Below are 24,867 nucleotides of genomic sequence, written 5' to 3'. Positions count from 1 at the left end.
GCCGACTGCCGTCATCGCGTCTCCTCCCCCTCCTCGCCGGCGAAGGCGTCGGGATGGGCGATCTCCACCACGCTGCCCTCGTGCATCATCACCAGCCGATCCACGCGCTTCAGGGCGGAGGGATGGTGGGTCACGAGGATGCGGGTCAGGTCGAGCTTTGCCAGCGATGCGAGAATCCTGTCCTTCGAGACACCGTCGAGGGCGCTCATGGATTCGTCGAGCAGCAGCACCGACGGCCGGCGCGCCAGGGCGCGGGCGATGAGAAGACGCTGGATCTGCCCCTCCGCGAGGCCCGCTCCACCCTCACCGACGATGGTGAGGAGGCCCATCGGCAGGGCGCTCAGCTCGTCGGCGATCGCCGCCTGCTCGGCGAAGGCCCAGGCCTCGTCGATGGTGATGTCGCCGACGCCGCGGATGTTCTCGTAGATCGAGGCCGGCAGCAGCCGCGCGCCCTGCATGACGAGCCCGATCCGCCGCGAAATCTGGCGGCGGTCGAGGCCGGAAAGATCGTGCCCGCCAAGAAGGATACGGCCGCTGTCGGGCTTCTCGAGCCCGGCCAGCAGCGACAGAAGCGTGGACTTGCCGCTGCCCGAAGGGCCGACGAGCCCGACGAACTCGCCCTCGCGCACGGTGAGGTCGACGCCCTGTAGGATGCGGCGCGTGCCGTGGAAGAAGCTGACGTCGGAGACGTCGAGCCGGCTCGACAGCGCGACGGCGGGCGCGCCGGAGGCGAGCGGCTCCAGTTCAAACTCGATCAGCGGCCGCGCGAGCTTCGCCATCGGCATCAGCTTTGAGGCCCCGATCAGGTGGTGCGACAGCTCCTTGCCGGACTGGGTGAGCCGGCCGAGCGCCATCACGAAGACGATGGCCTGCCCCGCGCCGATGCTGGCGGTCGAACCGACATAGGCAATCGCGGCGAACGACAGCGCCAGCACGATGGCATCCCACGCGGGCTCGATGACGGGGAGCCGGTTCGAAATGCGGGCCGAGCGCATCAGGCGCGACTGGAAGGCGAGGAAGTTCTCGCCCCACTGGGTGAAGACGCGCTTCTCCATGCGCATGCCGCGCACCACCGGCACGAGGCGGACGAGATCGTAGACGAAGGCGAGCACGATCACGTCCATCCGCTCGCCCTCATAGATCGCCTTGAACTGCGCCCACCCGAGGAAGGCGGTGATCGCGAGCAGGACGAGCACGAGGCCGATGGAGACAAGGCCGGCAAGCGGCGACACGAACGCGACGACCGCCGCCGCGGCAAGGCCGTTGAGCAGCGCGACGGCGCCGTTGGTGGCAAAGCCGAGCAGCGCGCGGCGGAACTTCTCCACCGTCTCCATTTCGGTCGCCAGGATGAGCGTGGTCGAGGAGCGCAGGCTCGCGGGCGTGAGGCGCAGCAACCGGTCGACCATCGCGGCGTGGAGCGCGAGGCCCGCCCGGCCGTTCGCCCGCAGCTCCGCGAGGCGGCCGACGACGAAGAAGGTTGTTTCCGCGACGAGCGCCATCGCCAGCACGAACAGGAGGTCGACGAGGAACGGCACGTCGGCGGTGTGGACGGCGATGTTGGCGATCTGGGCAGAGGCGAGCGGCGGAAGCAGCGCGAGCAGCGCGCCGACGAGGCCGCAGAAGGCGAGCAGCACGAAATCCCACAGGCTGTCGCCCAGGCCGAAGCCGAAGATCGCGCGATAGGTGAGCCGCGTACCCGGCAGGGTACGGAAGAACATGTAGGCATCGTTCTGGAATGCCGCCCAGCCGTTGCGGCCGAGACGGCGCGGCGGCTCCGCACCCGTCGGGTGCTCGACGACGAAGCCCCCCCAGCGGCGCCCCCGCAGCACCCACGGCCGGCCGTCGGCGTCGAAGACGAGCACGGCGGCTTCCCCCTCCGGGAGGGTGCCGGTCCCGAGCCCGACGCGGCGCAGGCGCAGGCCGTGGCCGGCCGCGAACCGTTCGAGGAAATCCTCCCGGCCTTCGCCGGGTTCCTCGCGCACGGGTGCGGCCTTGACGTGCAGCGCCTCCGCGAGTTTTGCGGCGGCTGCGGTCAGCGGTGTGCGGCTGCCGGCGGGCGGGCGGTGGAATGTGCCGTCGAGAACGCGTCGGAACCCCTTCAGCGTCTCGGCGAAGGCGCCTTCCATGCGCTCTGCCTGTGCCGCGCGCTCGGCCTCGGCGCTGCGCTCCTCGGCGGCGAGGCGTGCGGCGACCGCTGCGAGGAGTTGGCGGCTGATGTCCTCGAAGGAGCCCTCGTCCTCGGGCTCCGGCACGGCAATGCCCCCGGGGGCGACGGCGCGCGCGAGCGCCGCGATCCAGACCTGGGCTCCGTCGGAATTGCCGCCCAGTTCCAGCGCCGCCGCGAGCCGCGGCTTCAGGAACAGCTCGACGCCCGGCACGGCTTCCGGCAGCAGCGCTCCTTCGGGAATGGTGGCGACGAAGCGCTTCGCCTCTGTCTCCGCCAGCGCGAGATAGAGATCCGCGGAGGACCCGGCGAGGGTGTAGGGCACCGGCAGGGCTATCGGCGCCAGCACGCCCCCGGGCAACGGGATGAACTCCGGCACCCCGGTCATAGCTGCTGCTCCGCCGCGGCGAGGATCGAGCTCATCGACGCGCGCGCGGCTGCATGGGCTTCCTCCATCGCAATCGGATAGAGCCGGCCGCCATGGAGCGCCATCACGCGGTCCATGTGCTGGAGGGCGCTGGCGCGGTTGGTGAGCAGAAGCAGCGTGGCGCCGCGGCGGCGCAGGTTTTCGAGCACGCGCGCTTCGGTGTCCTCGTCGAGCGCGCTGGTGGCATCGTCGAGCACGAGGATGCGCGGCGCGTGCACCAGCGCGCGGGCGATGGCGAGCCGCTGCCGCTCGCCGCTGCTGAAGCCGACACCGTTCTCGCCAACCTGCCCGTCCAGCCCTCCCTGCCGGCTGGCGATCGCTTCCAGAAGTTCGGCGTCGGCGAGCGCGCGCGCGATATCCTCGTCGGTCTCGCCCGCATCCCACAGCGTCAGGGCCGACCGGATCGGTCCCTTCGGGAAGAACGGCGCCTGATCGACGAAGCCGACGGCATCGCATTTCGGCACCCAGGCATCGGTCCCGGCGTCTGGGCTGGCCTCGAAGCGGATGGTGCCGCGGGTCGGCGCGGCGAGCCCGACGACCAGCCGGGCGAGCGTGCTCTTGCCGGCGCCGGAACCGCCCATGATGCCGATGCACTCGCCGGGCGCGATGGCAAGCTCGATCCCCGACAGCACCGGCTGGCCGTGGGGGTAGGAAAAGCCGACATCCCTGAGCGCGATGCGCCCGGTCGGTAGCGGCAGGGGCGGGCGTCCGGCATCGTCGGCATCGTCCTGCGCCCCGATATGGTCGAGCACGTCGCCGAGGCGGCCTATGCCGGCGGTGGACTGGCCGATCGCCGTTCCGAAGCCGGTCAGCGCGCCGATGGAGGCGGAAAACAGCCCGGACAGCATGAGGAAGCCGAGCAGCGTGCCGAGCGTGGTTTCCGTCGTCATCACCACGAGGGCGCCGACGCCGAGCACGGCGAGCGTCGTCAGGCGGCTCATGGCAAACGGCAGCGCCATCAGCATCCGGGTGGTCCAGCCGCTCTTCTGCTCGGAATTGATCAACCGCACTTCCGCTTCGACCATATGGCTGAAGAGCTGGGTCTCGCTGCCGTTGACGCGGGCCTGCTCCAGCAGGGCGGCGCCGCGCACGGCGGCGGAATGGGCCTGCCCCGCCGCCATCTGCAGGTGAACCGCCTCGTCCTGCACCCGGCGGGTGACGAGCCTGAGGACGAGAAGCTCCAGCGCCGCGAAGCCGACGCAGACGGCCGTCATGGCGACGCTGTAGAGCAGCATGATGACGACATAGCCGGCGACCGCCAGCACGTTCACTGCGGTCTGGGCGAACGGGCCGGCGACGATGCCGCCGAGCTGGCCGGCATATTGCGTGCGGGCGGAGATCTCCACCGGGCTGCGGCGGACGAAGAAATCGTAGGGCAGATGAAACAGCCGCCATACGAACCGGGCGCTGACGACCGCCGTCACCTTCGTCTGCACGAGCAGGAGGCCGCGGGTATAGAGCGCCGCGATCACCGAGCGGAACGCACCGATGGCGATGATGCCGCCGAGGAGCGGAAGCAGCCATTCCCGGTTGCCCTGCACCAGGTAATCGTCGACGAACACCCGCGTCAGCCCCGGCAGCACCACGCCGAGCGCGACCATCGCGAGGCTCGTGAGCACGATGCAGGCGAACATGCCCCACGAACCGCCGAGCACGGCGGCGAGCCGGCGGGCGACGCCGGGCGGCCGTCGGGTGCGCTGGAACGCGGGGCCGGGGCGGAAGGTCAGCGTCACCCCGGTGAAGCGGCGGCCGAATTCCTCGCGGTCGACGACGCGGCGGCCGTGGGCTGGATCGTTGATGACGAAGCCGTCGCGGCCGACCGCCTCCAGCACCACGAAGTGATCGAAGCCCCAGAACAGGATCTGCGGCAAGCCGAGGGCGGCGAGGCCGTCGACGTCGCGGCTATAGGCGTCGGCCTCCATGCCGCGCCGGCGTGCGGCCTCGACGATGTCGGCGGCGGAGGTGCCGTCGCGCGACACGCCGCAGCTGTCGCGCACGGCATCGAGCGTCTCCCAGCGCCCGTAGGCGGCAAGCACCATGGCGAGGCAGGCCGGCCCGCACTCCGCCGCTTCCATCTGCAGGATGGTGGGAACCCGGCGGGCGCGGCCCCGCCCTGCCCTCACCGCCGCCACGGCCGCGAGCCTCCGGGCGATGCCGCGACGTGGCCGGACTGGAGCGGTATCGTCAGGTGCATGGAAAGAGCCCACTCACTTCCGAAAGCCCGGGAAAGCATCCGGCATTGCCCCGGCGATGATCCATCTGCGTGGAAAGGCCCGGCTGCCCGGATCGATCGGCGAAAACGACGGTGCGGCCCGTGCCGGCCCCGACCGGACCCGCGGGCCGGCCTGACACGGGCGATGTGGCTGCCTCGCTATTGCAGCTTCGCCGCAAGAAGCCGCAGCACCTCGAAACCGGCCTCGATCTGCTCGTTGCTGGAGAGCCCCTTCTCGTTCGCGAGTTCGACAGCGTCATAGGCCTTCTGTACCGCCTCGTCCGAATAGTCCGGCGGAGCGAGATTCGCCCGCATCATGACCTGCTTTTCGAGATCGATGACGGTGAGGAACGCGACGAGCCGGCTCTTGCCATTGGCGAGGGCGTTGTCGAAATAGGCCGCTGTCAGCGCCTGCCGGCCGGCCGAATAGGCGGCATCGACATCCGCCTTCGACGAGGCGCTGGCATCCGGCTTCTCGGCGATCCCGAGCTTGCCGATCCAGCCCGCCTGGGAGTCCGACCAGCCGTCGGCTTTCGCGCGGGCGACGAGTTGGTCCTCGACCGAGGCGGTCTCGGCGGCGGCCTGAACGAGCATATAGGCAGGCGGCTGCTGCGGAACGCTGGGAGGCAGGTCCAGAGGGAGAAACATGACTTTTCCGTTTGAACGCGGACAGACGGCGCCTGCGGGTGCGCCGCGCCGGCGGTTCCCGGGAGCGCACCGGGAAGGACCGGCGGGGCGGGCTGGAGGCCGTGCCCGCCGGGAGAGCCGGATTCAGTTCAGGCCCTTGCTCGAAAGTTCCCGGATCACGGCGAAGCCGGCGCCGATCTGGTCCTCGCTGGACAGGCCCTGCTGGGCTGCCAGTTCGACCGCGTCGCAGGCCTGCATCAGGATGGAGTCCGGATAGGCAGGGGCCACCTCTCCGCGGCGCTCTGCGAGCTGCTTCTCAAGATCGATGATCGTGAGGAAGGCGGTGTAGAGGTTCTTGCCCTGCTCCAGGGCGTGATCGAAATAGCCGACGGTGAGCTGGCGCCGGGCGCGGTCGTAGGCGGTTTCCAGCGCCTCCACGCCGGGGGCGCCGTCGATCGCGGCCTGGATGAACGGCTCCTGGGCGAGGCGGTCGATCCACTCGGCCTGGGACTGAGACCAGCCTTCGGACAGCGCGCGCTTGATGATCTTCTCGTGGGCGAGCGCGCTCAGCTTCTCGACCTCGGGGGCCAGCTTGGTTTCGACCTCGGACTTGGCCTCGGCCAGTTCCGCTGCGGTGGGGTTCTTGTCGCTCATGACGCGATCCTTTGAAACTCGATCGATGCCGATCGGTAAATCGTCGTGCCCCCGGCCCGTCCCGGCGGCGGACCGGTCAAGGTCCTGTCCGCGGGGAGCCCGGCGCACCTTACATCAGGGCCGTCCGTCCTTCATCGCCTCGCGGCACGAAGGAAGGCGGCATCAGCCGAACAGGCCGCCGAAGAAGCCGCCCACCGCCTTGAACGGCGACAGCACGGCGTCGCCGACATCCTCGATCTCGGTGAAGGCCTTGGCCACGTTCTTGGTCGCCTTGCCGACGTCCATCGCGAGGTTGACATTGTAGCTCGCGCCGATGCCGAGCGAGGCGCCGATCTGGAAGCCGACCTGCAGCTTGCCGTCCTTGAACTCGACGTCGCCGTCGAACTTCGCGCCGACCTTGCCCGCATAGACGCCGCCGCCGATCTCGACACCGGTGCCGTTGGCGCTTTTCAGGCCGACATTGCCCTCGGCACCCACGCCGGCGGACGCTTCGGCACCAACACCGACCTTCGCCTTGACCTTGCCGTCCTTGGCGAACGGGTTGAACGCGACCTCGGCATCGGCTTTCGCTTCTGCCTTCGCAGCCGCATAGACGGCCGCCTTCTCCTCGATGGTGACGCTGCCGACCTTGGTCTCGTTGGTGATGCCCGCCTTGATCGACGCCTCGGCGACCGCCTTGGCCGACGCGGAGATGCCGTCATAGCCGAGGTGGACACCGGCCTTGGCGCCGGCCGAGGCATCGCCCGCGACCCCGAGGGTCGTGGTGTTTTCCACGTCACCGTTCTTGTAGGCGTAGGACTTGTTGGCCTCGGCGTGGACCGCAACCTTGGTCGAGGCCTCCGCCGTCAAGGCATTGTGGGTGAGCGTGACGCCGGCCTTGTTCTCGAACGAGGCCGAGGCATTCACCTTGTTGGTGGTCGTCAGCGACTTGCCGTCGCCGAGGTCCGTCGTGTTCTTGACCTCCTTGCCGGCCTCTGCGCGCACGGCCCAGTTGGCGCTGGCGCCCTTGCCGAGATCGGACGAATAGCTTGTCGCGCCACCCTCGATCTTGACCTGGGCGACGGTGGTGGACTCGCGCACCTTGTTGCCGTCGGTATCGACGGTCTTGGAGACGCCGCCGGCGACGATCTTGTCGATGGTCGATTCGTGCAGGTTGTTCTCGGCCTTCGCCTTTTCCTTGGCGGCCGAGTTGAGCATGGCCTCAACGCCCTTGGTCGCGACCTTCCAGCCCTTTTCCGAGGCCACGTCCTTGATCTTGTCCTTGGCCTTGTCGACCATGGACTTCTGCGGGTTCTCGGTGATGGCGTTGGCGCGCGGGCGCGTCTCGTCCGGCTTCTCGGCGCCCTTCGCCGAGCCGTCGACGGACTTGGAGCGCTCGCGGCCTTCCTCGCCCTCGGCCTTCTTGGCGGACTTGTCGCTGCCGTCGACCGACTTCGAACGTGCCCGGCCGTCGTCGGAATCGGCGCTCTTCATCGCCTTCTTGCCGGCGTCGTCGCTCGTCACCTTCGCCTTGGCGTCGTCGACGGCCTTCCTGGCGTCGGCAAGCTTCTGCTCGCCGGCCTTCAGCGCTTCGCCGGTGGCCTTCACCTTCTGCTCGCTCGCCCCGTGGGCCATCTGCGCCTTGGCGAGATCGCTGCCCGCCTTGCCGCTCGGATCCGACTTCGGGTCCGCCACGGCGTTCTTGAACTTCGCCTCGGCGGCGTTCAGGTTCGCGGTCGCGGCCTTGTGGTCGTTCTCGGCCTTGTCCTGCGCCTTGGCGAGGGTCTTCACCGCATCGGCGGCGCCGGTCGCGGCGCGGCTGCCGTCGCGCAGGTCCTTGTAGGCGCGGTCGAGATCCTGCTGCGGCTTGGCCTTCTGCTCCTGGGCCTTCTGTGCATCGGCCTTCTGGGCATCCCACGACGTGGTGTGCTTGTCGGTGTTCTCGGCGACGGTCTTTGCCTTGTCAGCCGCCGCCTTCTCCGCGTCGAGCTTGGTCGACTTGGTTTCCTTCTCGACGTTGCCGTCGCTGTCGATCTTGTAGGTGGTCTTCGTATAGGTCTTCGCGGCCTGGAGATGGGCGTCGACCTCCACCGCGGTGGAGCGCATGCTCTTCTCGATGTCCTTGGTGAAGTTCGGATCGGTCTTCTTGCCCTTGCCGTCGAGCTCCTTCAAATGGTCGGAGATCTTCTGGTAGAGCGCATCGCCGGCCTTGGCCTTGAGGGCGACGTCGCCGGCACTCAGCTCGACGGTCTTGCCGGCCTGATCCTGAACCGACACCTTCACGCCGTCGGGATTGCCCTTCACGCCGGAGATCGAAACATCAGCCGTCTTCTGCAGGAGCTGCTTGCTGTTCGGGTCGAACTGCGCCGCGGACAGCGTCAGCTTGGACGTGAATGCACCGCCCTCGCCCACCCGCGTGTCGGCCTTCAGAACGTCCACGGTGGATTTTTCCGCGGCGGCGCCCTTGGCCTCGCCCGCCTTCGCGGCGTCGTTCTCGGCAAGCTTGGCGGCTTCGGCACCGGCGGTCAGACCGATTGCGGTCTCGCCGTCGACATGGGCGTTCTCACCGGAGCGAGCGCCGCCCACGATGGACTTCAGAATATCGGAAGACAGCGCATCGTTGCTGTTCTCCGAACCGGGAACGGCATCGTCATTGTTCTTCATGATCAAACATCACCCTGAGGGATATAATTCACGCGATTGAGACGACGACCGGAGCCGGAGCGAGATCTTGCCGGACGATCGTCCGGTCGAAGACGCCCCGGAACGGATGCGATCCGCATCGTCGCGGCGGACGCCCCATCGGCCTTGTCTCGTTCGAAAAGGAAAACAGCCCGGCATCCGCTCGCAGTCCGCGCCCTTCGACGGGGCCAAACGCACCTGCGGAAACAAGGGAGCCGTTCTCAGCAGTCATGCGGGCTTTGGCGCCCGCGCCCGGGCAAGACGCCCGGCACACGGCGCCGGGAGGCCTCTACACCGATTGGCCGCAGGCGGGACCTCGCCACGGCCGAGCGTTCCTTGGTCTTCACGATCACATCTCCTATGCGACGCCCCCGCCGCATACGCGATGAATTCCGACCTGCGCCCGTCGCCTCTGTACTGAGGTGGCGGCAAACAATCGGCGCCCGCTCATCTGTACGTTTGACTATCATGGACAGATTTATGGCGCAATCCGTTCGAAAAACCGAGTTAATTAATCGTCATGATAAAATGACCCTCTGAAACAATCTGAAAGAAAAAGTGGATTTCCTTCACTGTTGGTTGCAGTGGAGAGGCCGACCCGCTCACGCCGCGTGGTCGTGGTCGTGGTCGTGGTCGTGGTCGTGGTCGTGCGGCGCGAGTGCCCGCTAGCTTCCGCCGATCACGCCCTTTCGCACGCCCTCGTTCGCGCAAAAAGTAAAACTGTATGACTATTAAACCGTGAACCCTTATGGCATAAGGAGGCCGTCAAGCGGCGCTCATCAGAAGCGCGATCAAGTTTCACGGGAGAAGAACGCCTATGGGTCTCAAGACCATTTTGCTCGCGACCGCCGTGGCCTGCGCCCTGTCCACGACCGCCGTGCGGGCGGACGAGCTGACGGTCGGCTTTTCGCAGATCGGATCGGAATCGGGCTGGCGCGCGGCGGAAACCACCGTCTCGAAGTCCGAAGCCCAGAAGCGCGGCGTCAATCTCAAGATCGCCGACGCCCAGCAGAAGCAGGAAAACCAGATCAAGGCGATCCGCGCCTTCGTCGCCCAGGGCGTCGACGCGATCTTCCTCGCCCCCGTCGTCTCCACCGGGTGGGACACGGTGCTGAAGGAAGCCCAGGAAGCCGAGATCCCGGTCATCCTGCTCGACCGTGACATCGATCCGTCCGGCAAGGACCTCTACCTGACCGCCGTCACCTCCGACAGCGTTCATGAAGGCAAGGTCGCCGGCGACTGGCTCGTCCAGACGCTCAACGGCAAGCCCTGCAATGTGGTCGAGCTCCAGGGCACGGTGGGCGCCAGCGTCGCCACCAACCGCAAGAAGGGCTTCGAGGACGCGATCGCCGGCCATTCCAACGTGAAGGTCGTGCGCAGCCAGACCGGCGACTTCACCCGTGCCAAGGGCAAGGAGGTGATGGAGAGCTTCATCAAGGCCGAAGGCGGCGGTAAGGACATCTGCGCGGTCTACGCCCACAACGACGACATGATGGTCGGCGCCATCCAGGCGATGAAGGAAGCCGGCCTGAAGCCGGGCTCGGAGATCCTGACCGTTTCCATCGACGCCGTGCCGGACATCTTCAAGGCGATGGCCGCCGGGGAGGCGAACGCCACCGTCGAGCTGACACCGAACATGGCCGGCCCGGCGCTCGATGCGCTGATCGCCTACAAGAAGAACGGCACCGTGCCGCCGAAGTGGATCCAGACCGAATCCAAGCTCTATACCGCCGCCGACAACCCGCAGGCGGTCTACGAGAGCAAGAAGGATCTCGGCTACTGACGGATCGGCGTCGTGCCGGCCCATTGGCCGGCACGCCTGCGTCCCGGCGATCCGCGGGCCGCGCCGATGCGCGGCCCCGCTGAAGTCCACGTGCTGCAAGGCCGTCCGAAATGACCGTGCTCTCCCCGACAACGACCGCGCCGGAGGCAGGCGCGGAGCCGCTGCTGTGTCTGCGCGCCTTCTCCAAGGCCTTCGCGGGCTTCAAGGCTCTCGACGGCGTGGATTTCACCCTGAGGCGGGGTGAAATCCACGCGCTGCTCGGCGAGAACGGCGCCGGCAAGTCCACCCTCATCAAGACCATGACGGGCGTGGTGGCGCGCGACTCGGGCACGATGACGCTCGACGGGCAGGAGATCGCGCCCCGTTCGGCGGAGGATGCCACCCGGATCGGCATCGCGACGGTCTACCAGGAGGTGAACCTCGCGCCGAACCTGACGGTGGCTGAAAACCTGTTTCTCGGCCGCCAGCCGACCCGGTTCGGCCTCGTGCGCGGCGGCGAAATGCGTCGCCGGGCGCGTGCGGTCCTCGCCGGGTTCGACCTCGACATCGACGTCGCCGCACCGCTGGAGCGCTATTCCGTCGCCGTCCAGCACATCGTCGCCATCGCCCGCGCGGTCGACCAGTCGGCGCGCGTGCTGATCCTCGACGAGCCGACCGCGAGCCTCGACGCCCACGAGGTGGGAACGCTGTTTGCCGCCATGCGGCGGCTCGCGGCACGGGGCATCGGCATCGTGTTCGTGACCCACTTCCTCGATCAGGTCTATGCGGTCTGCGACCACATCACCGTGCTGCGCAACGGCTGCCTCGCCGGCTCGGCGCCGGTTGCCGACATGCCGCGCCGGGACCTGGTGCGCACCATGCTGGGCCGGGAGCTGAGCGAGGCGACTTCGGTGCGGCCGCCGCGCCAGACCGCCGACGGTCCGGCGCTGGCGGTCTTCCGCGGCTTCGGCAAGGCAGGCGAGATCGCTCCGTTCGATCTCGAACTGCACGCCGGTGAGGTCGTCGGTCTCGCCGGCCTGCTCGGTTCCGGCCGCACCGAAACCGCCCGCCTGGTGTTCGGCGCCGAGCGGGCCGACAGCGGCACCGCGACCGTCGACGGGCATGGGGTCAGCCTGTCCGGCCCGCAAGACGCCGTTGCCCTCGGGTTCGGTTACTGCCCCGAAGAGCGCAAGACCGAGGGCATCGTTCCCGAACTCAGCGTGCGGGAGAACATCGTGCTGGCGCTCCAGGCCAAGCGCGGCGTGCTGAAGCCGCTCTCCCGTCGCGAGCAGGACGAGATCGCCCGCCATTTCATCCGCCTGCTCGACATTCGCCCGCCGGATCCCGAGCGCCCCGTCGGCCTGCTGTCCGGCGGCAACCAGCAGAAGGCGCTGCTGGCGCGCTGGCTCGCCACCAAGCCGCGGCTGCTCGTGCTGGACGAGCCGACGCGCGGCATCGATGTCGGCGCCCACGCCGAGATCATCCAGCTCATCCGCCAGCTTTGCGCGGAAGGCATGGCGTTGCTCGTCGTCTCTTCCGAACTGGAGGAGATCGTGACCTACGCCGACACGGTGATCGTGCTGCGCGACCGCGCCCACGTCGCCCGCCTCGACGGGGCGGAGATCAGCGAGGCCGCCATTCTTGCCGCCATCGCCGACGACGTTCCGGCGACCGTCTGAAGGAGCGTTGCGTCATGGCCTTTCGTCTTCCTCGCGTCGGCACGGCTCAAGTCGTCGGCCTCGCCGTGATCCTCGCGATCAACTGGATGGTGTCGCCGCAGTTCTTCGACCTGCGGATGCAGGACGGCCGCCTGTTCGGCAGCCTGATCGACGTGCTGAACCGCGGTGCCCCGGTCGCGCTGCTTTCGCTCGGCATGGTGCTCGTGATCGCCATGCGCGGCATCGACCTGTCGGTCGGCGCGGTCATGGCCATCGCCGGCGCGGTCGCCGCGAGCCTCGCCGACAGCCATGCGCTGCCGGTCGCGGTCGGTGCGGCACTCGGCGTCGGGATCCTGTGCGGTCTCTGGAACGGCTTCCTTGTCGCCATCCTCGGCATCCAGCCGATCGTCGCGACCCTGATCCTCATGGTCGCCGGCCGGGGCATCGCCCAGCTCATCACCGAGGGACGCATCGTCACCTTCTCCTCGCCGGCCCTCGCCTGGTTCGGCGGCGGCGCGGTGCTGGGGGTGCCGGTGCCGGTTGTCCTCACGCTCGCCATGCTGGGGCTGACGCTGCTCGCGGTGCGCGGCAGCGCGCTCGGACTGATGATCGAGGCGACCGGCGGCAACCCGCGCGCCAGCCGGCTCGCCGGCATCGGCACCCGGCTGATCACCGTTTCCGTCTATGTCTGGTGCAGCCTGTGCGCGTCGCTCGCCGGCGTCATCGCCGCCGCCGACATCCTCGGCGCGGACGCGAACAATGCCGGGCTCTGGCTCGAGCTCGACGCCATCCTCGCGGTCGTCATCGGCGGAACGTCGCTGTTCGGCGGCCGCTTCAGCATCGTCCTGGCGCTGGTCGGCGCGCTCATCATCCAGGCGATGAACACCGGCATCCTGCTGTCGGGCTTCCCGCCGGAAACCAACCTCATCGTCAAGGCCGTCGTCGTGCTGGTGGTGCTGCTCGCCCAGTCGCCGCGCATCGCCGGCCTCGGCGTCCTGTTCGCCAGACGCAGCCCGGAGCGCCGGCCATGACCCGCCAGTTCAGCCGTCTCGTTCCGGTGCTCGCCACGACCCTGGTGTTCCTGGTCGGATTCGCCCTCTGCTCGCTCACGTTCCACAACTTCGCGACGCCGCGGGTGGTGATGAACCTGCTGACCGACAACGCCTTCCTCGGCATCGTCGCCGTCGGCATGACCTTCGTCATCATCTCCGGTGGCATCGACCTCTCGGTCGGCTCGGTGATCGGGTTCACCACCGTGTTCCTCGCCGTCGTCATCGAGCAGCACGGCGTGCCGCCGCTCGCGGCCTTCGTGATGATCCTCGTCATCTGTGCCCTGTTCGGCGCGCTGATGGGGGCGACGATCGAATATTTCGCGCTGCCGCCGTTCATCGTCACGCTCGCCGGCATGTTCATGGCGCGGGGCGCGAGCTTCCTGCTCTCGACCGATTCCATCCCGATCAACGCCGAGCTCTACACGACGCTGGCGGACCATGCGATCCGCCTTGGCGGCGGCGCGCGGCTCACGGTGCCGGCGATGATCATGCTCGCCGTCGTCGCCGGTGGGATGGTGCTGCTCCACTTCACCCGCTTCGGGGCCAACGTCTACGCGCTCGGCGGCAGCCGCACCTCAGCCGCCCTGATGGGCATCAGCGTCCCCCGCACGACCGTGCTGATCTACACCCTCTCCAGCACGCTGGCCGGACTTGCCGGCATCGTGTTCTCGCTCTACACCTCAAGCGGTTATTCGTTGTCCGCCGTGGGGGTGGAGCTGGATGCCATCGCCGCCGTCGTCATCGGCGGCACGTTGCTGTCGGGCGGGTACGGTTTTGTCTTCGGCACCTTCATCGGGGTGCTCATCCAGGGCCTTATCCAGACCTACATCAGCTTCGACGGCACGCTGTCGAGCTGGTGGGCCAAGATCGCAACCGGGCTTCTTCTGTTCGCCTTCATCGGATTCCAGCAGGCGGCGCTCGGCCTCGCACGCCGCAGGCGCCCTGCCACAGCGGGGGTATCCTGACCGTGACGGCCGATGTCCTTGTCATTCCAACCCGGCGGGCAAACTCCAATCATGCGGAGGTCGCCCGCTCCGTCGGCAGGGACATCATCGGCGGCCGCTTCGCTGAGGGCGCCAAGCTTCCCGGGGATTCCGATCTGACGGCGCGGTTCGGCGTCTCGCGGCCCGTGCTGCGCGAGGCCGTCAAGACGCTGGTCGCCAAGGGACTTCTCTCCACCAAGGCGCGCGTGGGTACGGTGGTGCGCGAGCGCGCGGCCTGGAACATGTTCGATCCGGACGTGCTGGCCTGGCACCTCGACGCGGGCATCGACAAGCGCTTTCTGCGGGACCTGGCCGAAATCCGCCTCGCGGTCGAGCCGCGCGCCGCGGCCCTGGCGGCGGAACGGCGCTCGGAGGCCGATCTCGCCATCATGCGGCAGGCGGTCGAGCGCATGAAGACGGAGTCGGGAACGGCGAGGGCTTTCGCGGAATCCGACCTCGCCTTCCACCTCGCGGTGGCGAGCGCCTCCGGCAACGCCTTCATGCGGTCGATCGGGGCGGTGATCGAGGTGGCGCTGCGCGCTTCGTTCGCGCTCAGCGCACCGGACGACGACCTTGAGCACGATGTTGTCGTGATCGCCCACGAGCGCATCGTCGAGGCCATTGCCGCCGGCAGCGGCGAAGAGGCCGCCGCCGCGATGACGAACGTGATCTTCAACGGCCTGCGGCGGCAAGGCGCCACCGACCGGCCGGGCGCTCTGGCGGCAGCGGGTGCCGAGATCGCGGCCCGGCCCTGAGCGGCCCCACACCGAAAGGAAGCGATCCGCGCATCTGGCATGCGGCACTTGGCCTGCGCCATCGGTCACCGCATCGAAGGAGGCGCCGGACCCGCGAAGGTCCGGCACGGCGGTGGAACGCCCGCCCGGATCATGGAATCCGGCCGGGCAGGGTCTTCTCAGGTGTGGCGGATCTCGGTGCCGAGCACCTTCAGGCATTCGCGGATGAAGGCCGCGAGCGCGGTCCAGCCCTTGGCCGAGACCATGGTGCCGTCGACATAGGCCTCCGTCGGCGACAGGTCGATATAGGTGCCGCCCGCCAGCGTGACTTCCGGCTCGCACGCCCCGAGGGCGCCGACCTTCTTGCCCCGGACCACGCCGTCGACGGCGATCAGGATCTGCACGCCGTGGCAGATGGTGAAGATCGGCTTGCCGGTCTCGTGGAAGTGACGGACGATCGCCTGCACGCGCTTGTCGGTGCGGATATATTCCGGCCCGCGTCCGCCGGCGCAGTAGACCGCGTGGTACTGGTCGAGCTGCTTCTCGGCTTCCGAGAACGTCTTGTTGATCAGCGCGAAATGGCCGAGCTTCTCGGTGTAAGTCTGATCACCCTCGAAATCGTGCAGCGAGGTCTTGATCAGGTCTCCGGCATTCTTGTCCGGGCACACGACGTGAACGGTATGCCCCACCGCTTCCATCGCCTGCTGATAGACGAAGATCTCGTATTCTTCGGTGAACTCACCGGTCAGCATCAGTATCTTCTTGCCCTGCAAGGTCAGGTCCTCCTCACGTTTTGTTGGTGGCGGGCGATTTCAGCCGCCCGCCCTTGAAGCGCTTTCCGGTGCTCAGAACGGAGAGTCCGGGAAGTAATATTCCTGGGCGTTTTCCTTGGTGATCAGCGGCGCGTCGAGCTTCACGGTTCCGCGAGCGGGCGCGTGGCCGACGAGATGCGCGACGGTCAGGTAAACCGCCGTCTTGATCATCGAGGGCGGATAGGGCGTCTCGACGGGCGTCATCGCGTCGCCGTCGATGACCTTCTTGATGATCTCCTTCATGCCGTTGCCGCCGAGCGCGAACTTGATGTCGGTGCGGCCGGACTGCTTGATCGCCTCGAGCACGCCGAGCAGCATGTCGTCGTCGTTCGCCCACACCGCATCGATCTGCGGATACTTGGCGAGATAGTCCTGCATCAGCTTGAAGGCGTCGTCGCTGTTCCAGTTGGCGTACTGGATGTCGAGGATCTTGAGATCCGATCCCTTGATGCCGTCCTGGAAGCCCTCGATGCGCTCGTCGTCGATCACGGTCGGAATGCCGCGCAGCACGACGAGGTTGCCCTTGCCGCCGAGTTTCTCCACCAGGAACTTCGCGGTGTTGCGGCCGACCGCGATGTTGTCGCCGGCCACATAGAGGTCCTGGATGCTCGGGTCGTTCAGGCCGCGGTCAACGACGGTGATGAAGGTGCCGGCATCCTTGACCGCCTTCACGGGGGCGGTCAGCTCCTCGGAGGTGTAGGGCAGGATCACGAGGGCGTCGAGCTTGCGGCTCGCCGAGAGGTCCTCCAGCGCGCTGACCTGGGCGGAGGCGGACGGAGAGGTCTTCACGACCACGTCGATGTCCGGGAACGCCGCGTTGAGTTCCTTCGCGGCGGCCTGGGCGTGATAGACCACGCCCGCGGTCCAGCCGTGGTCGGCGGCGGGGATCGACACCGCCACCACCTTCTTGTCAGCGGCCCAGGCCTGCCCGGTCACCAGCATCGCGCCGAGCGCTGCGGCGGCAATCCATGTCTTCTTTTGCATTCGTTCCTCCCTGTTTTTAACCGTTGTGTTGACCCGTTATGTCGACGTCACACCGCGCGGGGTCCTGGCGTGGCGCTATTTCGAGAACCTCTGGATGAGCATCGCGATGATGATGATGACGCCCTGCACGGCGGCCACGAGGTACTCGGAGACGAAGTCCGAGAGGACCATCAGGTTCGCGATGAGTTCGAGGATGACGGCGCCGGCGACGGTGCCCCAGATGCGGCCCTTGCCGCCGCGCAGAGTGGTTCCGCCGATCACGACCGCGGTGATGACCTGAAGTTCCCAGAGCTGCCCGGTGGTGGGCGTCGCGGCGCCGAGCCGGGGCACGTAGCAGATCGCGGCGATCGCGACGCAGGCGCCCTGGATCACGTAGGCGATGGTGCGGGTGCGGACCACCGAGATGCCGGAATAGCGCGCGACGTCCTCGTTGGCGCCGGTGGCGGCGCAGCGGCGGCCGTACTTCATCTTGTAGAGGACGACGGCGCCGATCGCGGCAACGGCAAGCGAGATCAGGATCGGGATCGGGATGCCCGCGACGGTGCCGAAATAGACCGGCCGGTAGGCGTCGCGCAGGCTGCGATCGATCGGGATCGTGCCGCCGTCGGACATGTAGGTGATCAGCGCGCGGAAGATGCCCATGGTGCCGAGCGTGGCGATGAACGGCTCGATCTTGCCGACCGTCACGATCGCGCCGTTGACGAGGCCGCAGGCGAGCCCCACGACGAGCGCGAACGCCATGCCCGCGGGGATCGACCAGGTGCCGAAATCCGGCGCCATCATGTTCATGAACATGATGGTGACGCCGGTGATGAAGGCCGCCATCGAGCCGACCGAAAGATCGAGCCCGCCGGAGGAGATCACGAAGGTGGCGCCGACGGCGATGATGGCGATGAACGCGCTGCGCGTGATGACGTTGCTGAGATTGGTCACCGACAGGAAGTCGGGATTGATGATGAAGCCGATCAAAAGCAGCGCCGCGAGCGCGAGGAAGGGCCCGGCATCGACCCAGGAGATATTGAACTCCCTCTCGTGCGTCAGCGGGGCGGTCTGCGTGACGGCCGTCATTATCTTCCTCCCTGAAGGCTGCGCTCGGGCTGCCACGCCGCCGGCTCTGCGGCCGCGTCGCTGGTGGCAAGGAACGCGATGTTGTTTTCAGTCATCTCGTCTCCGGAGACCTCGCCGCTGACGCGGCCACGCCGCATCACGATGATCCGGTCGCAGATGCCGATGAGCTCCTGCATCTCCGACGAGATGACGATGCAGGCGCGCCCTTCCGCGACGAGGTCCTGGATGAAGGCGTAGATCTGGGCCTTGTTGGCGATATCGATGCCGCGCGTCGGCTCGTCGATGATCACGACCGACGGGTCCGTCAGGAGCACCTTGGCGAGCAGCAGCTTCTGCTGGTTGCCGCCCGAAAGCTGGCCGGCGCGGACCTTCAGGCTCTTGAGGCGGATGTCATAGGATGAAACCGCCTCATCGAGCGCGGCGGCCTCTCGCCGGCTGCGCAGATAGAGCCCGGGATGGAAGGTGCGCAGCGCCGACAGCGTGAGGTTCGGCGCCAGCCGTTCCTGCAGCAGCAGCCCCTTTCCCTTCCGGTCTTCGGTGAGGTAGCCGATGCCGGCGGCGATCGCCTGCTGCTGCGACCGGATGGCGATCGGCTTGCCGTTCAGCTCGACTTCGCCGACGGCGTGCCGAAGCCCGATCAGCCCCTCGAACAGTTCCGTCCGCCCGGCACCGATCATCCCCGCGAAGCCGAGGATCTCGCCCCGGCGCACCGAGAAGGATACATCCTCGGCAAAGCCCGCGACGGTGGCGTTGCGGACGGCGAGGATCGGCTCACCGCTCGGAACCGCCTTCTTCGGCGGGTAGAGCGCGGCGAGTTCGCGCCCCACCATCAGGTGCGCCATCTCCATCTGGCTCAGCGTCTGGCCGGGATAGGTGCCGACCATCCGGCCGTCGCGCAGCACCGTCACCTTGTCGGCGAGCCGCTGCACTTCCTCCAGGCGGTGGCTGATATAAAGGACCGCGATGCCCTGTTCCTTGAGGAGCAGGATGATGTCGAGGAGCCGGTGAACCTCCTCGTCCGTCAGCACCGCGGTCGGCTCGTCGAAGATCACGAGCCGGCGGGCATCGAGCAGCGCGCGGGCGATCTGCACGAGCTGGCGGTCGGCGAGCGCGATGTCCCGCACCAGCGCGTTCGGCGAGATGCGGCATCCGAGTTCGGCGAGCTTGGCGGCGGCGATCCGCTTCATCGTGCGGTCGTCGACGATGCCGTTGCGCGTGAGTTCGCGGCCGAGGAACAGGTTCTCGGCGACGGTCAGTCCGTCAGCGAGCAGAATTTCCTGGTGAACGAGGACGATGCCGGCGTCCTGCGCCTGATGCGGGTTGGCGAAGCGGACCGGCGCGCCGTCGAGAAAGAGGTCGCCGGCGGTCGGGTCGGCATAGCCGGCGAGCAGGCGCATCAGCGTCGACTTGCCGGCGCCGTTTTCACCGATGATCGCGTGGATCTCGCCGGCCACGATGTCGAGCGTGACGTCGGAAAGGACGGTCACCGGCCCGAATTGCTTGGAGAGTCCCTCCGCGCGCAGCACGACGTTCGCCGATATGCGTCTCTCGTCCCCTGGCACGGTTAAGCCTCCCCTTCTTCGTTTGTTGCTTTTCGTGCGGCGATGCCGGGCGCCTGCCGGTCGCTCAGTCGAATGCCGGCAGCAGCCGGTCGCGCGAATGCTCGATGTGCGCCCGCATCGCCCGCGAGGCGGCATCGGCATCGCCTGCGGCGAAGGCGTCGAGAAGGGCCTGATGCTCGTCCAGGGCTTCTTCCGTCACCCGCCAGTGGAACATCAGCCTGAAGATGTGGAAGTGGGTGTGCTGGAACCCGATGGTCTCGCGGATCAGCTGGTTGCCCGCAAAATCCATGATCTTGTCGTGGAATTCGGCATCGTGGCGCGCGAAGGTCGAGTAGTGCAGCCGCTCGTCCTTGCCGTCGCGGCGGCTCATCACGCCGGCGGCCTCGCGCAGGATCGCCAGCCGTTCGTCCGTGATCGAAACCGCCGCCTTCGCCGCGGCGTCCGGCTCCAGCAGCAGGCGCAGTTCGTAGAGTTCGGCGAAGCGCTGCCGCGTGATCTGCGGCGCGGCGCGATAGCCGACGAGATGCGTCTTCACGACGAGCCCTTCACCCTCCAGACGGCCCAGCGCTTCGCGGATCGGCGTCTGCGAGACGTTGAATTCCTTCACCAGCGTGTCGACCGTGATCCGCGCGCCCGGCGGGATCTTGAGCGACATCAGCTGCGCGAAGATCGCCTCGTAGACATCGTCCGACAGGCTGTTGGCCCGGTGGATGGGGGTGCCGCCCTGAGGGGCGTCCGTGAGTTTCGACGAAAGCATGGCTGCCGACTTTTGCCTCTTGACACCATCAACCGCTAACACGATGCTCCGCCCAATTCAATACTATATCCTATAGGATTTTTTATAGGGGCCACCGTGAACGTCACCGAACGAGCCTCGCTCGATCTCGGCACCGAGCTTCTGGAGGCGCGCGGCGCCCCTAAGGCGGCTGCGCGCCTCCAGGCCGGCGTGCTGGTCGAGGCCGAGTTGAAGGGGCATCCGTCCCACGGGCTGCAGCGGCTTCCCCGCCTTCTCGCGCGCATCGAGCGCGGCCTTGCCGATCCGCGCGCGGAAGGTCGTGGGCATTGGCGGGCCGAGGCGCTTTATGAGGTCGATGGCGAGAACGGGCTCGGGCCGGTGGTGGCGATGGCTGCGCTTGCCCGCCTCGACGAGCGCGTGGCGGCGTCCGGGCTCGCGCTGGCGGCCATCCGCAACAGCAACCACCTCGGAATGCTCGCCTATTATGTCGAGCAGGTCGCGGCGGCCGGCCGCATCGGCGTGGCGATCTCGTCGAGCGAGGCGCTGGTGCATCCCTTTGGCGGCACGCGGGCGATGCTCGGCACTAATCCGATCGCCATCGCGGTGCCCACGGGCGCCCGCCCCCTCGTGGTGGATCTCGCGACCAGCGTGGTCTCGATGGGCAAGATCCATCACTACGCCGCGACCGGCCGGCCGATTCCCGATGGCTGGGCGCGGGACGCCGACGGCCTTCCAACCACGGACGCGGCCAGTGCGAGCCACGGTGCGATCGCCCCGTTCGGAGAAGCGAAGGGCTACGGCCTCGGCATTGCGCTCGAACTTCTCGTTTCGGCGATCGCCGGTTCGCCGCCGGCGCCGGAGGTGCGCGGTACTCTCGACGCGGATTCGGTTTGCAATAAGGGCGACATCCTGCTCGTGATCGAACCATCGGCTGCGCCGGGCGTCGCCGCCGGTCTTGCCGCCTATCTCGATGCCGTGCGGGCCTCCCCGGCGGCCGATCCGGCCTGTCCGGTCCGCATTCCCGGCGACGATGCCTCAAGACGGCGTGCCCGTGCATGCGAAGACGGGTTCGAGATCGATTCCCGCCTCTGGGGCGAACTCAACGCCCTCCGCATCCGGGCCCCGTCCCATCTCGAAGGATAACGACATGACCTTGTTCGCCGCCTTGAGGCTGCCGCGCGAAATTCTCTTCGGCACCGGCCAACGCCATGCCCTGCCGGCAGTCGCGAGCCGGATCGGCAGGCGGGCGCTGATCTGCACCGACGAGCGGTTCGCCGGAACGGCAACCTTCGCGGAGATCCGGGCGGGCTTGCATGCGGCCGGCATCGAGGTGTTCGTCCACGACCGCGTCCTGCCCGACGTGCCGCGCGACAGCGTCGCAGTCGCCGTCGAAGAGGCCCGTCCGTTCGCACCGGACATGGTGATCGGCATCGGCGGCGGAAGCTGTCTCGACGTGGCGAAGTGTGCCTCGCTGCTGCTCGCCCACGGCGGCGCGCTCCAGGACTATTACGGCGAGTTCAAGGTGCCCGGCCCCGTGCTTCCGGTGATCGCGGTGCCGACGACGGCCGGCACCGGGTCGGAAGTGACCCCGGTCGCCGTGATCTCGGATTCCGACCGGGTGCTGAAGGTCGGCATTTCGAGCCCGCACCTCATCGCCGCCGCCGCGATCTGCGATCCTGACCTGACACTGTCCTGTCCGCCCGGCCTGACCGCCATCGCCGGCGCCGACGCGCTGACCCATGCCATCGAGGCCTATACGGCCGTGCGACGCGACGGCGGCCCCGACCTTGCCCAGCGGCACGTCTTCGTCGGCAAGAGCGCATTGACCGACCATTTCGCGCTCCTGGCCATCCGGCTTCTTGGCCGCAGCCTGGAAAAGGCCTGCCGCGACGGATCCGACGCGGCCGCGCGTGCCGACGTGATGATGGGTGCCCTTGCGGCGGGCTGCGCGTTCGGCACGGCCGGCACGGCGGCCGCGCACGCGATCCAGTACCCGGCGGGCGCGCTGACCCACACCGCCCACGGACTCGGCGTCGCGACCATGCTGCCCTATGTCATGAGCTACAACCGCGCGGCGGCGGCCACGGAGATCGCGGAGGTCGGCGCCGCCCTGGGGCTCGAAGCCGGCGGACGCGATACCGGCGCCCTCGCCGAGGCCACGATCGGCGAGGTCAGCCGCCTGTTCGCGGCCATCGGCATCACGCCGACCCTGGCGGCGCTCGGGCTTCCCGCCGACAAGCTCGACTGGACGGCGGAACAGGCGCTCGGCATCGACCGACTGATCAAGAACAATCCGCGTCCGTTCGACCTTGCCGCCATGCGCCGCCTCATCCAGGCGGCGTTCGACGGCGATCTCGCGGCCGCCGCCCTCTGATGGCCCCCAATCCGGCAGACGACAGGTAGAGAGAGATGAACATGTCCCCGCACGCTTCCGGCGCCGCTGCGCTCGATCCTGCCGCGTTCGCCCGCGGCCTCCACATCGCGGGCGCGTGGAAGCCGTCAGGGAGCGGTGCCTCGATCGACGTGGTCGATCCCTCGACGGGCGCGAAGATCGCGACCGTGCCGGATGCCACCGTCGAGGACGCCGCCTCAGCCGTCGAAGCCGCCGCTGCCGCGGCACCGGGCTGGCGGGCGACCGCGCCCCGCAAGCGCTCGGAGATCCTGCGGCGCTGCTTCGAACTGATGACGGAGCGGGCGGAAATGCTCGCCACCCTGATCTCGCTCGAGAACGGCAAGGCCCTGTCGGACGCGCGCGGCGAGGTGGCCTATGCCGCGGAGTTCTTCCGCTGGAACGCCGAGGAGGCAGTGAGGATCACCGGCGAGTTCGGCCTCGCCCCCGGCGGCGCCAACCGCATCGTGGTCGACTACCAGCCGATCGGCATCTGCGTTCTCATCACGCCGTGGAACTTCCCGGCTGCGATGGCGACGCGCAAGATCGCGCCGGCCCTTGCCGCGGGCTGCACCGTGATCCTGAAGCCCGCGACCGAGACGCCGCTCACGGCCTACGCGCTCGCGGCGCTCTATGAGGAAGCCGGTGTGCCGCCGGGCGTCGTCAACGTGCTCACCACGTCGGCCCCGGGTCCGGTGACGGCTGCCATGCTGGCCGATCCGCGCGTCCGCAAGCTGTCGTTCACCGGCTCCACCGGCGTCGGCCGCACCCTTCTCGCCGAGGCGGCGAAGCACGTGATTTCCAGTTCCATGGAACTCGGCGGAAACGCGCCGTTCGTGGTGTTCGACGATGCGGACCTCGACGCCGCGCTCGACGGCGTCATGATCGCGAAGATGCGTAATGCCGGAGAAGCCTGTACTGCCGCAAATCGCATCTATGTGCAGTCCGGCCTGTACGACGCCTTCGCCGAGCGGCTGACGCAGCGCATGTCGGCACTCCGGGTCGGCCCGGGCACCGATGCCGCCACGGAATGCGGGCCGATGATCACGCGCAAGGCCGTCGACAAGATCGACCGCCTCGTGCAGGACGCGGTCTCGCGCGGCTCGCGCGTGCTCTGCGGTGGCAGCGTCCCGCAGGGATCCGGGTTCTTCTATCCGCCGACGGTGCTCGCCGACGTCCCGCCGGAGGCCGAGATGGCGCACGAGGAAATCTTCGGCCCGGTGGCGGCACTGTCGCGCTTCGACACCGAGGCGGAGGCGATCGCGCGGGCGAACGACACCGAATACGGCCTCGCCGCCTATGTCTATACCCGCGACCTCGCTCGCGGAATGCGGGTCGCAGCGGGGATCGATGCGGGCATGATCGCGCTCAATCGCGGCCTCGTGTCGGACCCCGCGGCGCCGTTCGGCGGCATGAAGCAGAGCGGGCTCGGCCGCGAAGGCGGGCAGCATCACGGCATCGCGGAATTCCTGGAGATGAAATACATAGCGGCGAGCTTCTGAGGGAGACGCCGCCGTGAGCCTCGATCCTTTCCGCATCCGCGATCATGTCGCGGGCTTCGATGCCATCGTGGGCGACCTTCTCGCCCGCAGCGCCGCGACGCGGCAGCGGGTGCGCTTCCTCGCCGGGGTTTCCTATGGAGAAGCCCCGACCGAGACGCTGGACATCTTCTTCCCGCCGGAACCCCGGGCGGATGCCCTGCCCGTGCATATCTTCATCCATGGCGGCTACTGGAGGATGTTCTCCAAGGAGGACTATTCCTGCGTGGCCGACACGGTCACGGCTGCCGGGGCGATCGCGGTCATCGTCGATTATGCGCTGATGCCGTCGGTGCGGATGGACACCATCGTCGACCAGGTGCGACGGGCGAAGGTCTGGGTGACCGGGCATATCGCCGAACACGGCGGAGATCCCGGCCGTCTGACGATCAGCGGCCATTCGGCCGGGGCCCATCTCGCCACCTTCCTCTTCAACGAGGGCGGCGGGTCGTCAGGGGTCAAGGCGGCACTGCTGCTCGGCGGCCTCTACGATCTCGCGCCGCTGCAATCGTCGTTCCTGCAGGCGGAGATCGGCCTGACCGACGCGGAGGTGGCCTCGTTCACGCCGCTCGGCCACCGTCACGATCCTTCGACCGCGGCGGCTGTGCTCGTCGGCGCCGATGAGACGCCGCCGTTCCATGCGCAGGCCGATGCGTTCGCCGCCCTGCTGCGGGAGCAGGGCCTTTCCGTGACCCGGCGCGCTATCGCCGGGCGCAATCACATGGACAGCGTGCGGGATCTCGGCTTGCCGGACTCCGAAGCGGGAACGGCGCTCGCCTCCCTCATCGAGGCCGCCTGAACGGCGGTTGAAAATCCGGCGCGGCGACCCGCGCCGGGGTGGCTT

19 protein-coding genes are annotated in these 24,867 nt (G+C 68.1%); 9 read left to right on the top strand and 10 right to left on the bottom strand.

Translation table 11 applies throughout. The annotated features are described in order from the left end of the window. Window positions 1-11 precede the first annotated feature (11 nt). From BUF17_RS15715 to BUF17_RS15695, 5 genes are all read right to left on the bottom strand, one after another. On the bottom strand, window positions 12-2,552 hold the full coding sequence (locus BUF17_RS15715) for an ATP-binding cassette domain-containing protein (RefSeq protein WP_073630387.1): 2,541 nt from the start codon (window positions 2,550-2,552) through the stop codon (window positions 12-14). Beyond that, window positions 2,549-4,630, bottom strand: coding sequence for an ATP-binding cassette domain-containing protein (locus BUF17_RS15710; RefSeq protein ID WP_428977658.1), 2,082 nt, complete (start codon window positions 4,628-4,630; stop codon window positions 2,549-2,551). The genes BUF17_RS15715 and BUF17_RS15710 overlap by 4 nt, the downstream gene beginning before the upstream one ends. 332 nt (window positions 4,631-4,962) lie before the next feature. Continuing rightward, window positions 4,963-5,451, bottom strand: a complete 489-nt coding sequence (locus BUF17_RS15705; RefSeq protein ID WP_073630383.1) for a hypothetical protein — start codon at window positions 5,449-5,451, stop codon at window positions 4,963-4,965. Between the two features lie 123 nt (window positions 5,452-5,574). Beyond that, on the bottom strand, window positions 5,575-6,084 hold the full coding sequence (locus tag BUF17_RS15700) for a hypothetical protein (protein ID WP_073630381.1): 510 nt from the start codon (window positions 6,082-6,084) through the stop codon (window positions 5,575-5,577). A 162-nt stretch (window positions 6,085-6,246) separates the two neighbouring features. Then, window positions 6,247-8,727 (bottom strand): hypothetical protein, encoded by a 2,481-nt coding sequence (locus tag BUF17_RS15695; RefSeq protein ID WP_073630379.1) that lies wholly within the window; start codon window positions 8,725-8,727, stop codon window positions 6,247-6,249. Window positions 8,728-9,562: 835 nt separating this feature from the next. On the opposite strand from BUF17_RS15695, the gene ytfQ reads away from it, so the two are divergent. The 5 genes from ytfQ to BUF17_RS15670 all read left to right on the top strand — a co-directional run bounded on the left by ytfQ (window position 9,563) and on the right by BUF17_RS15670 (window position 14,955). Further along, complete coding sequence (gene ytfQ, locus BUF17_RS15690) at window positions 9,563-10,528, top strand: galactofuranose ABC transporter, galactofuranose-binding protein YtfQ (protein ID WP_073630377.1); 966 nt, start codon at window positions 9,563-9,565, stop codon at window positions 10,526-10,528. 110 nt (window positions 10,529-10,638) lie between these two features. Continuing rightward, window positions 10,639-12,186, top strand: a complete 1,548-nt coding sequence (locus BUF17_RS15685) for a sugar ABC transporter ATP-binding protein (RefSeq protein ID WP_073630375.1) — start codon at window positions 10,639-10,641, stop codon at window positions 12,184-12,186. 14 nt (window positions 12,187-12,200) lie between these two features. After that, entirely contained in the window at window positions 12,201-13,196 is a 996-nt protein-coding gene (locus BUF17_RS15680) for an ABC transporter permease (RefSeq protein WP_073630373.1), read from the top strand. Then, a complete protein-coding gene (gene yjfF, locus BUF17_RS15675; RefSeq protein ID WP_073630371.1) occupies window positions 13,193-14,182 on the top strand; it encodes a galactofuranose ABC transporter, permease protein YjfF in 990 nt (329 codons plus the stop codon). Before BUF17_RS15680 ends, yjfF begins: the two co-directional genes overlap by 4 nt. A gap of 2 nt (window positions 14,183-14,184) precedes the next feature. After that, complete coding sequence (locus BUF17_RS15670; protein ID WP_073630369.1) at window positions 14,185-14,955, top strand: FadR/GntR family transcriptional regulator; 771 nt, start codon at window positions 14,185-14,187, stop codon at window positions 14,953-14,955. 158 nt (window positions 14,956-15,113) lie between these two features. Here the strand turns inward: BUF17_RS15670 and BUF17_RS15665 are convergent, their stop codons facing one another. From BUF17_RS15665 to BUF17_RS15645, 5 genes are all read right to left on the bottom strand, one after another. Further along, window positions 15,114-15,707, bottom strand: a complete 594-nt coding sequence (locus tag BUF17_RS15665; RefSeq protein WP_073630367.1) for a DJ-1/PfpI family protein — start codon at window positions 15,705-15,707, stop codon at window positions 15,114-15,116. A 72-nt stretch (window positions 15,708-15,779) separates the two neighbouring features. Next, complete coding sequence (locus tag BUF17_RS15660; protein ID WP_073630365.1) at window positions 15,780-16,730, bottom strand: substrate-binding domain-containing protein; 951 nt, start codon at window positions 16,728-16,730, stop codon at window positions 15,780-15,782. A 75-nt stretch (window positions 16,731-16,805) separates the two neighbouring features. Continuing rightward, on the bottom strand, window positions 16,806-17,798 hold the full coding sequence (locus tag BUF17_RS15655; protein WP_073630363.1) for an ABC transporter permease: 993 nt from the start codon (window positions 17,796-17,798) through the stop codon (window positions 16,806-16,808). Beyond that, entirely contained in the window at window positions 17,798-19,360 is a 1,563-nt protein-coding gene (locus tag BUF17_RS15650) for a sugar ABC transporter ATP-binding protein (RefSeq protein WP_073630361.1), read from the bottom strand. Before BUF17_RS15650 ends, BUF17_RS15655 begins: the two co-directional genes overlap by 1 nt. 64 nt (window positions 19,361-19,424) lie before the next feature. Beyond that, window positions 19,425-20,117 carry a GntR family transcriptional regulator gene (locus BUF17_RS15645; protein ID WP_073630359.1) on the bottom strand — a complete coding sequence of 231 codons (693 nt, stop codon included), beginning with the start codon at window positions 20,115-20,117 and terminating at the stop codon, window positions 19,425-19,427. A 96-nt stretch (window positions 20,118-20,213) separates the two neighbouring features. On the opposite strand from BUF17_RS15645, the gene BUF17_RS15640 reads away from it, so the two are divergent. From BUF17_RS15640 to BUF17_RS15625, 4 genes are read left to right on the top strand one after another with little or no spacing between them, the layout of a single operon-like run. Further along, a complete protein-coding gene (locus BUF17_RS15640; protein ID WP_073630357.1) occupies window positions 20,214-21,239 on the top strand; it encodes an Ldh family oxidoreductase in 1,026 nt (341 codons plus the stop codon). A gap of 4 nt (window positions 21,240-21,243) precedes the next feature. After that, window positions 21,244-22,470 (top strand): iron-containing alcohol dehydrogenase, encoded by a 1,227-nt coding sequence (locus tag BUF17_RS15635; RefSeq protein WP_073630355.1) that lies wholly within the window; start codon window positions 21,244-21,246, stop codon window positions 22,468-22,470. A 41-nt stretch (window positions 22,471-22,511) separates the two neighbouring features. Continuing rightward, window positions 22,512-23,987, top strand: a complete 1,476-nt coding sequence (locus tag BUF17_RS15630; RefSeq protein ID WP_428977655.1) for an NAD-dependent succinate-semialdehyde dehydrogenase — start codon at window positions 22,512-22,514, stop codon at window positions 23,985-23,987. 13 nt (window positions 23,988-24,000) lie between these two features. After that, window positions 24,001-24,822 carry an alpha/beta hydrolase gene (locus BUF17_RS15625; RefSeq protein ID WP_073630351.1) on the top strand — a complete coding sequence of 274 codons (822 nt, stop codon included), beginning with the start codon at window positions 24,001-24,003 and terminating at the stop codon, window positions 24,820-24,822. Window positions 24,823-24,867: the final 45 nt, after the last annotated feature.

Source organism: Pseudoxanthobacter soli DSM 19599, assembly GCF_900148505.1.
Lineage (GTDB): Bacteria > Pseudomonadota > Alphaproteobacteria > Rhizobiales > Segnochrobactraceae > Pseudoxanthobacter > Pseudoxanthobacter soli.
The sequence above is the reverse complement of the archived record's forward strand: the minus strand, read 5'-3'. Positions and strand labels throughout refer to the sequence as shown.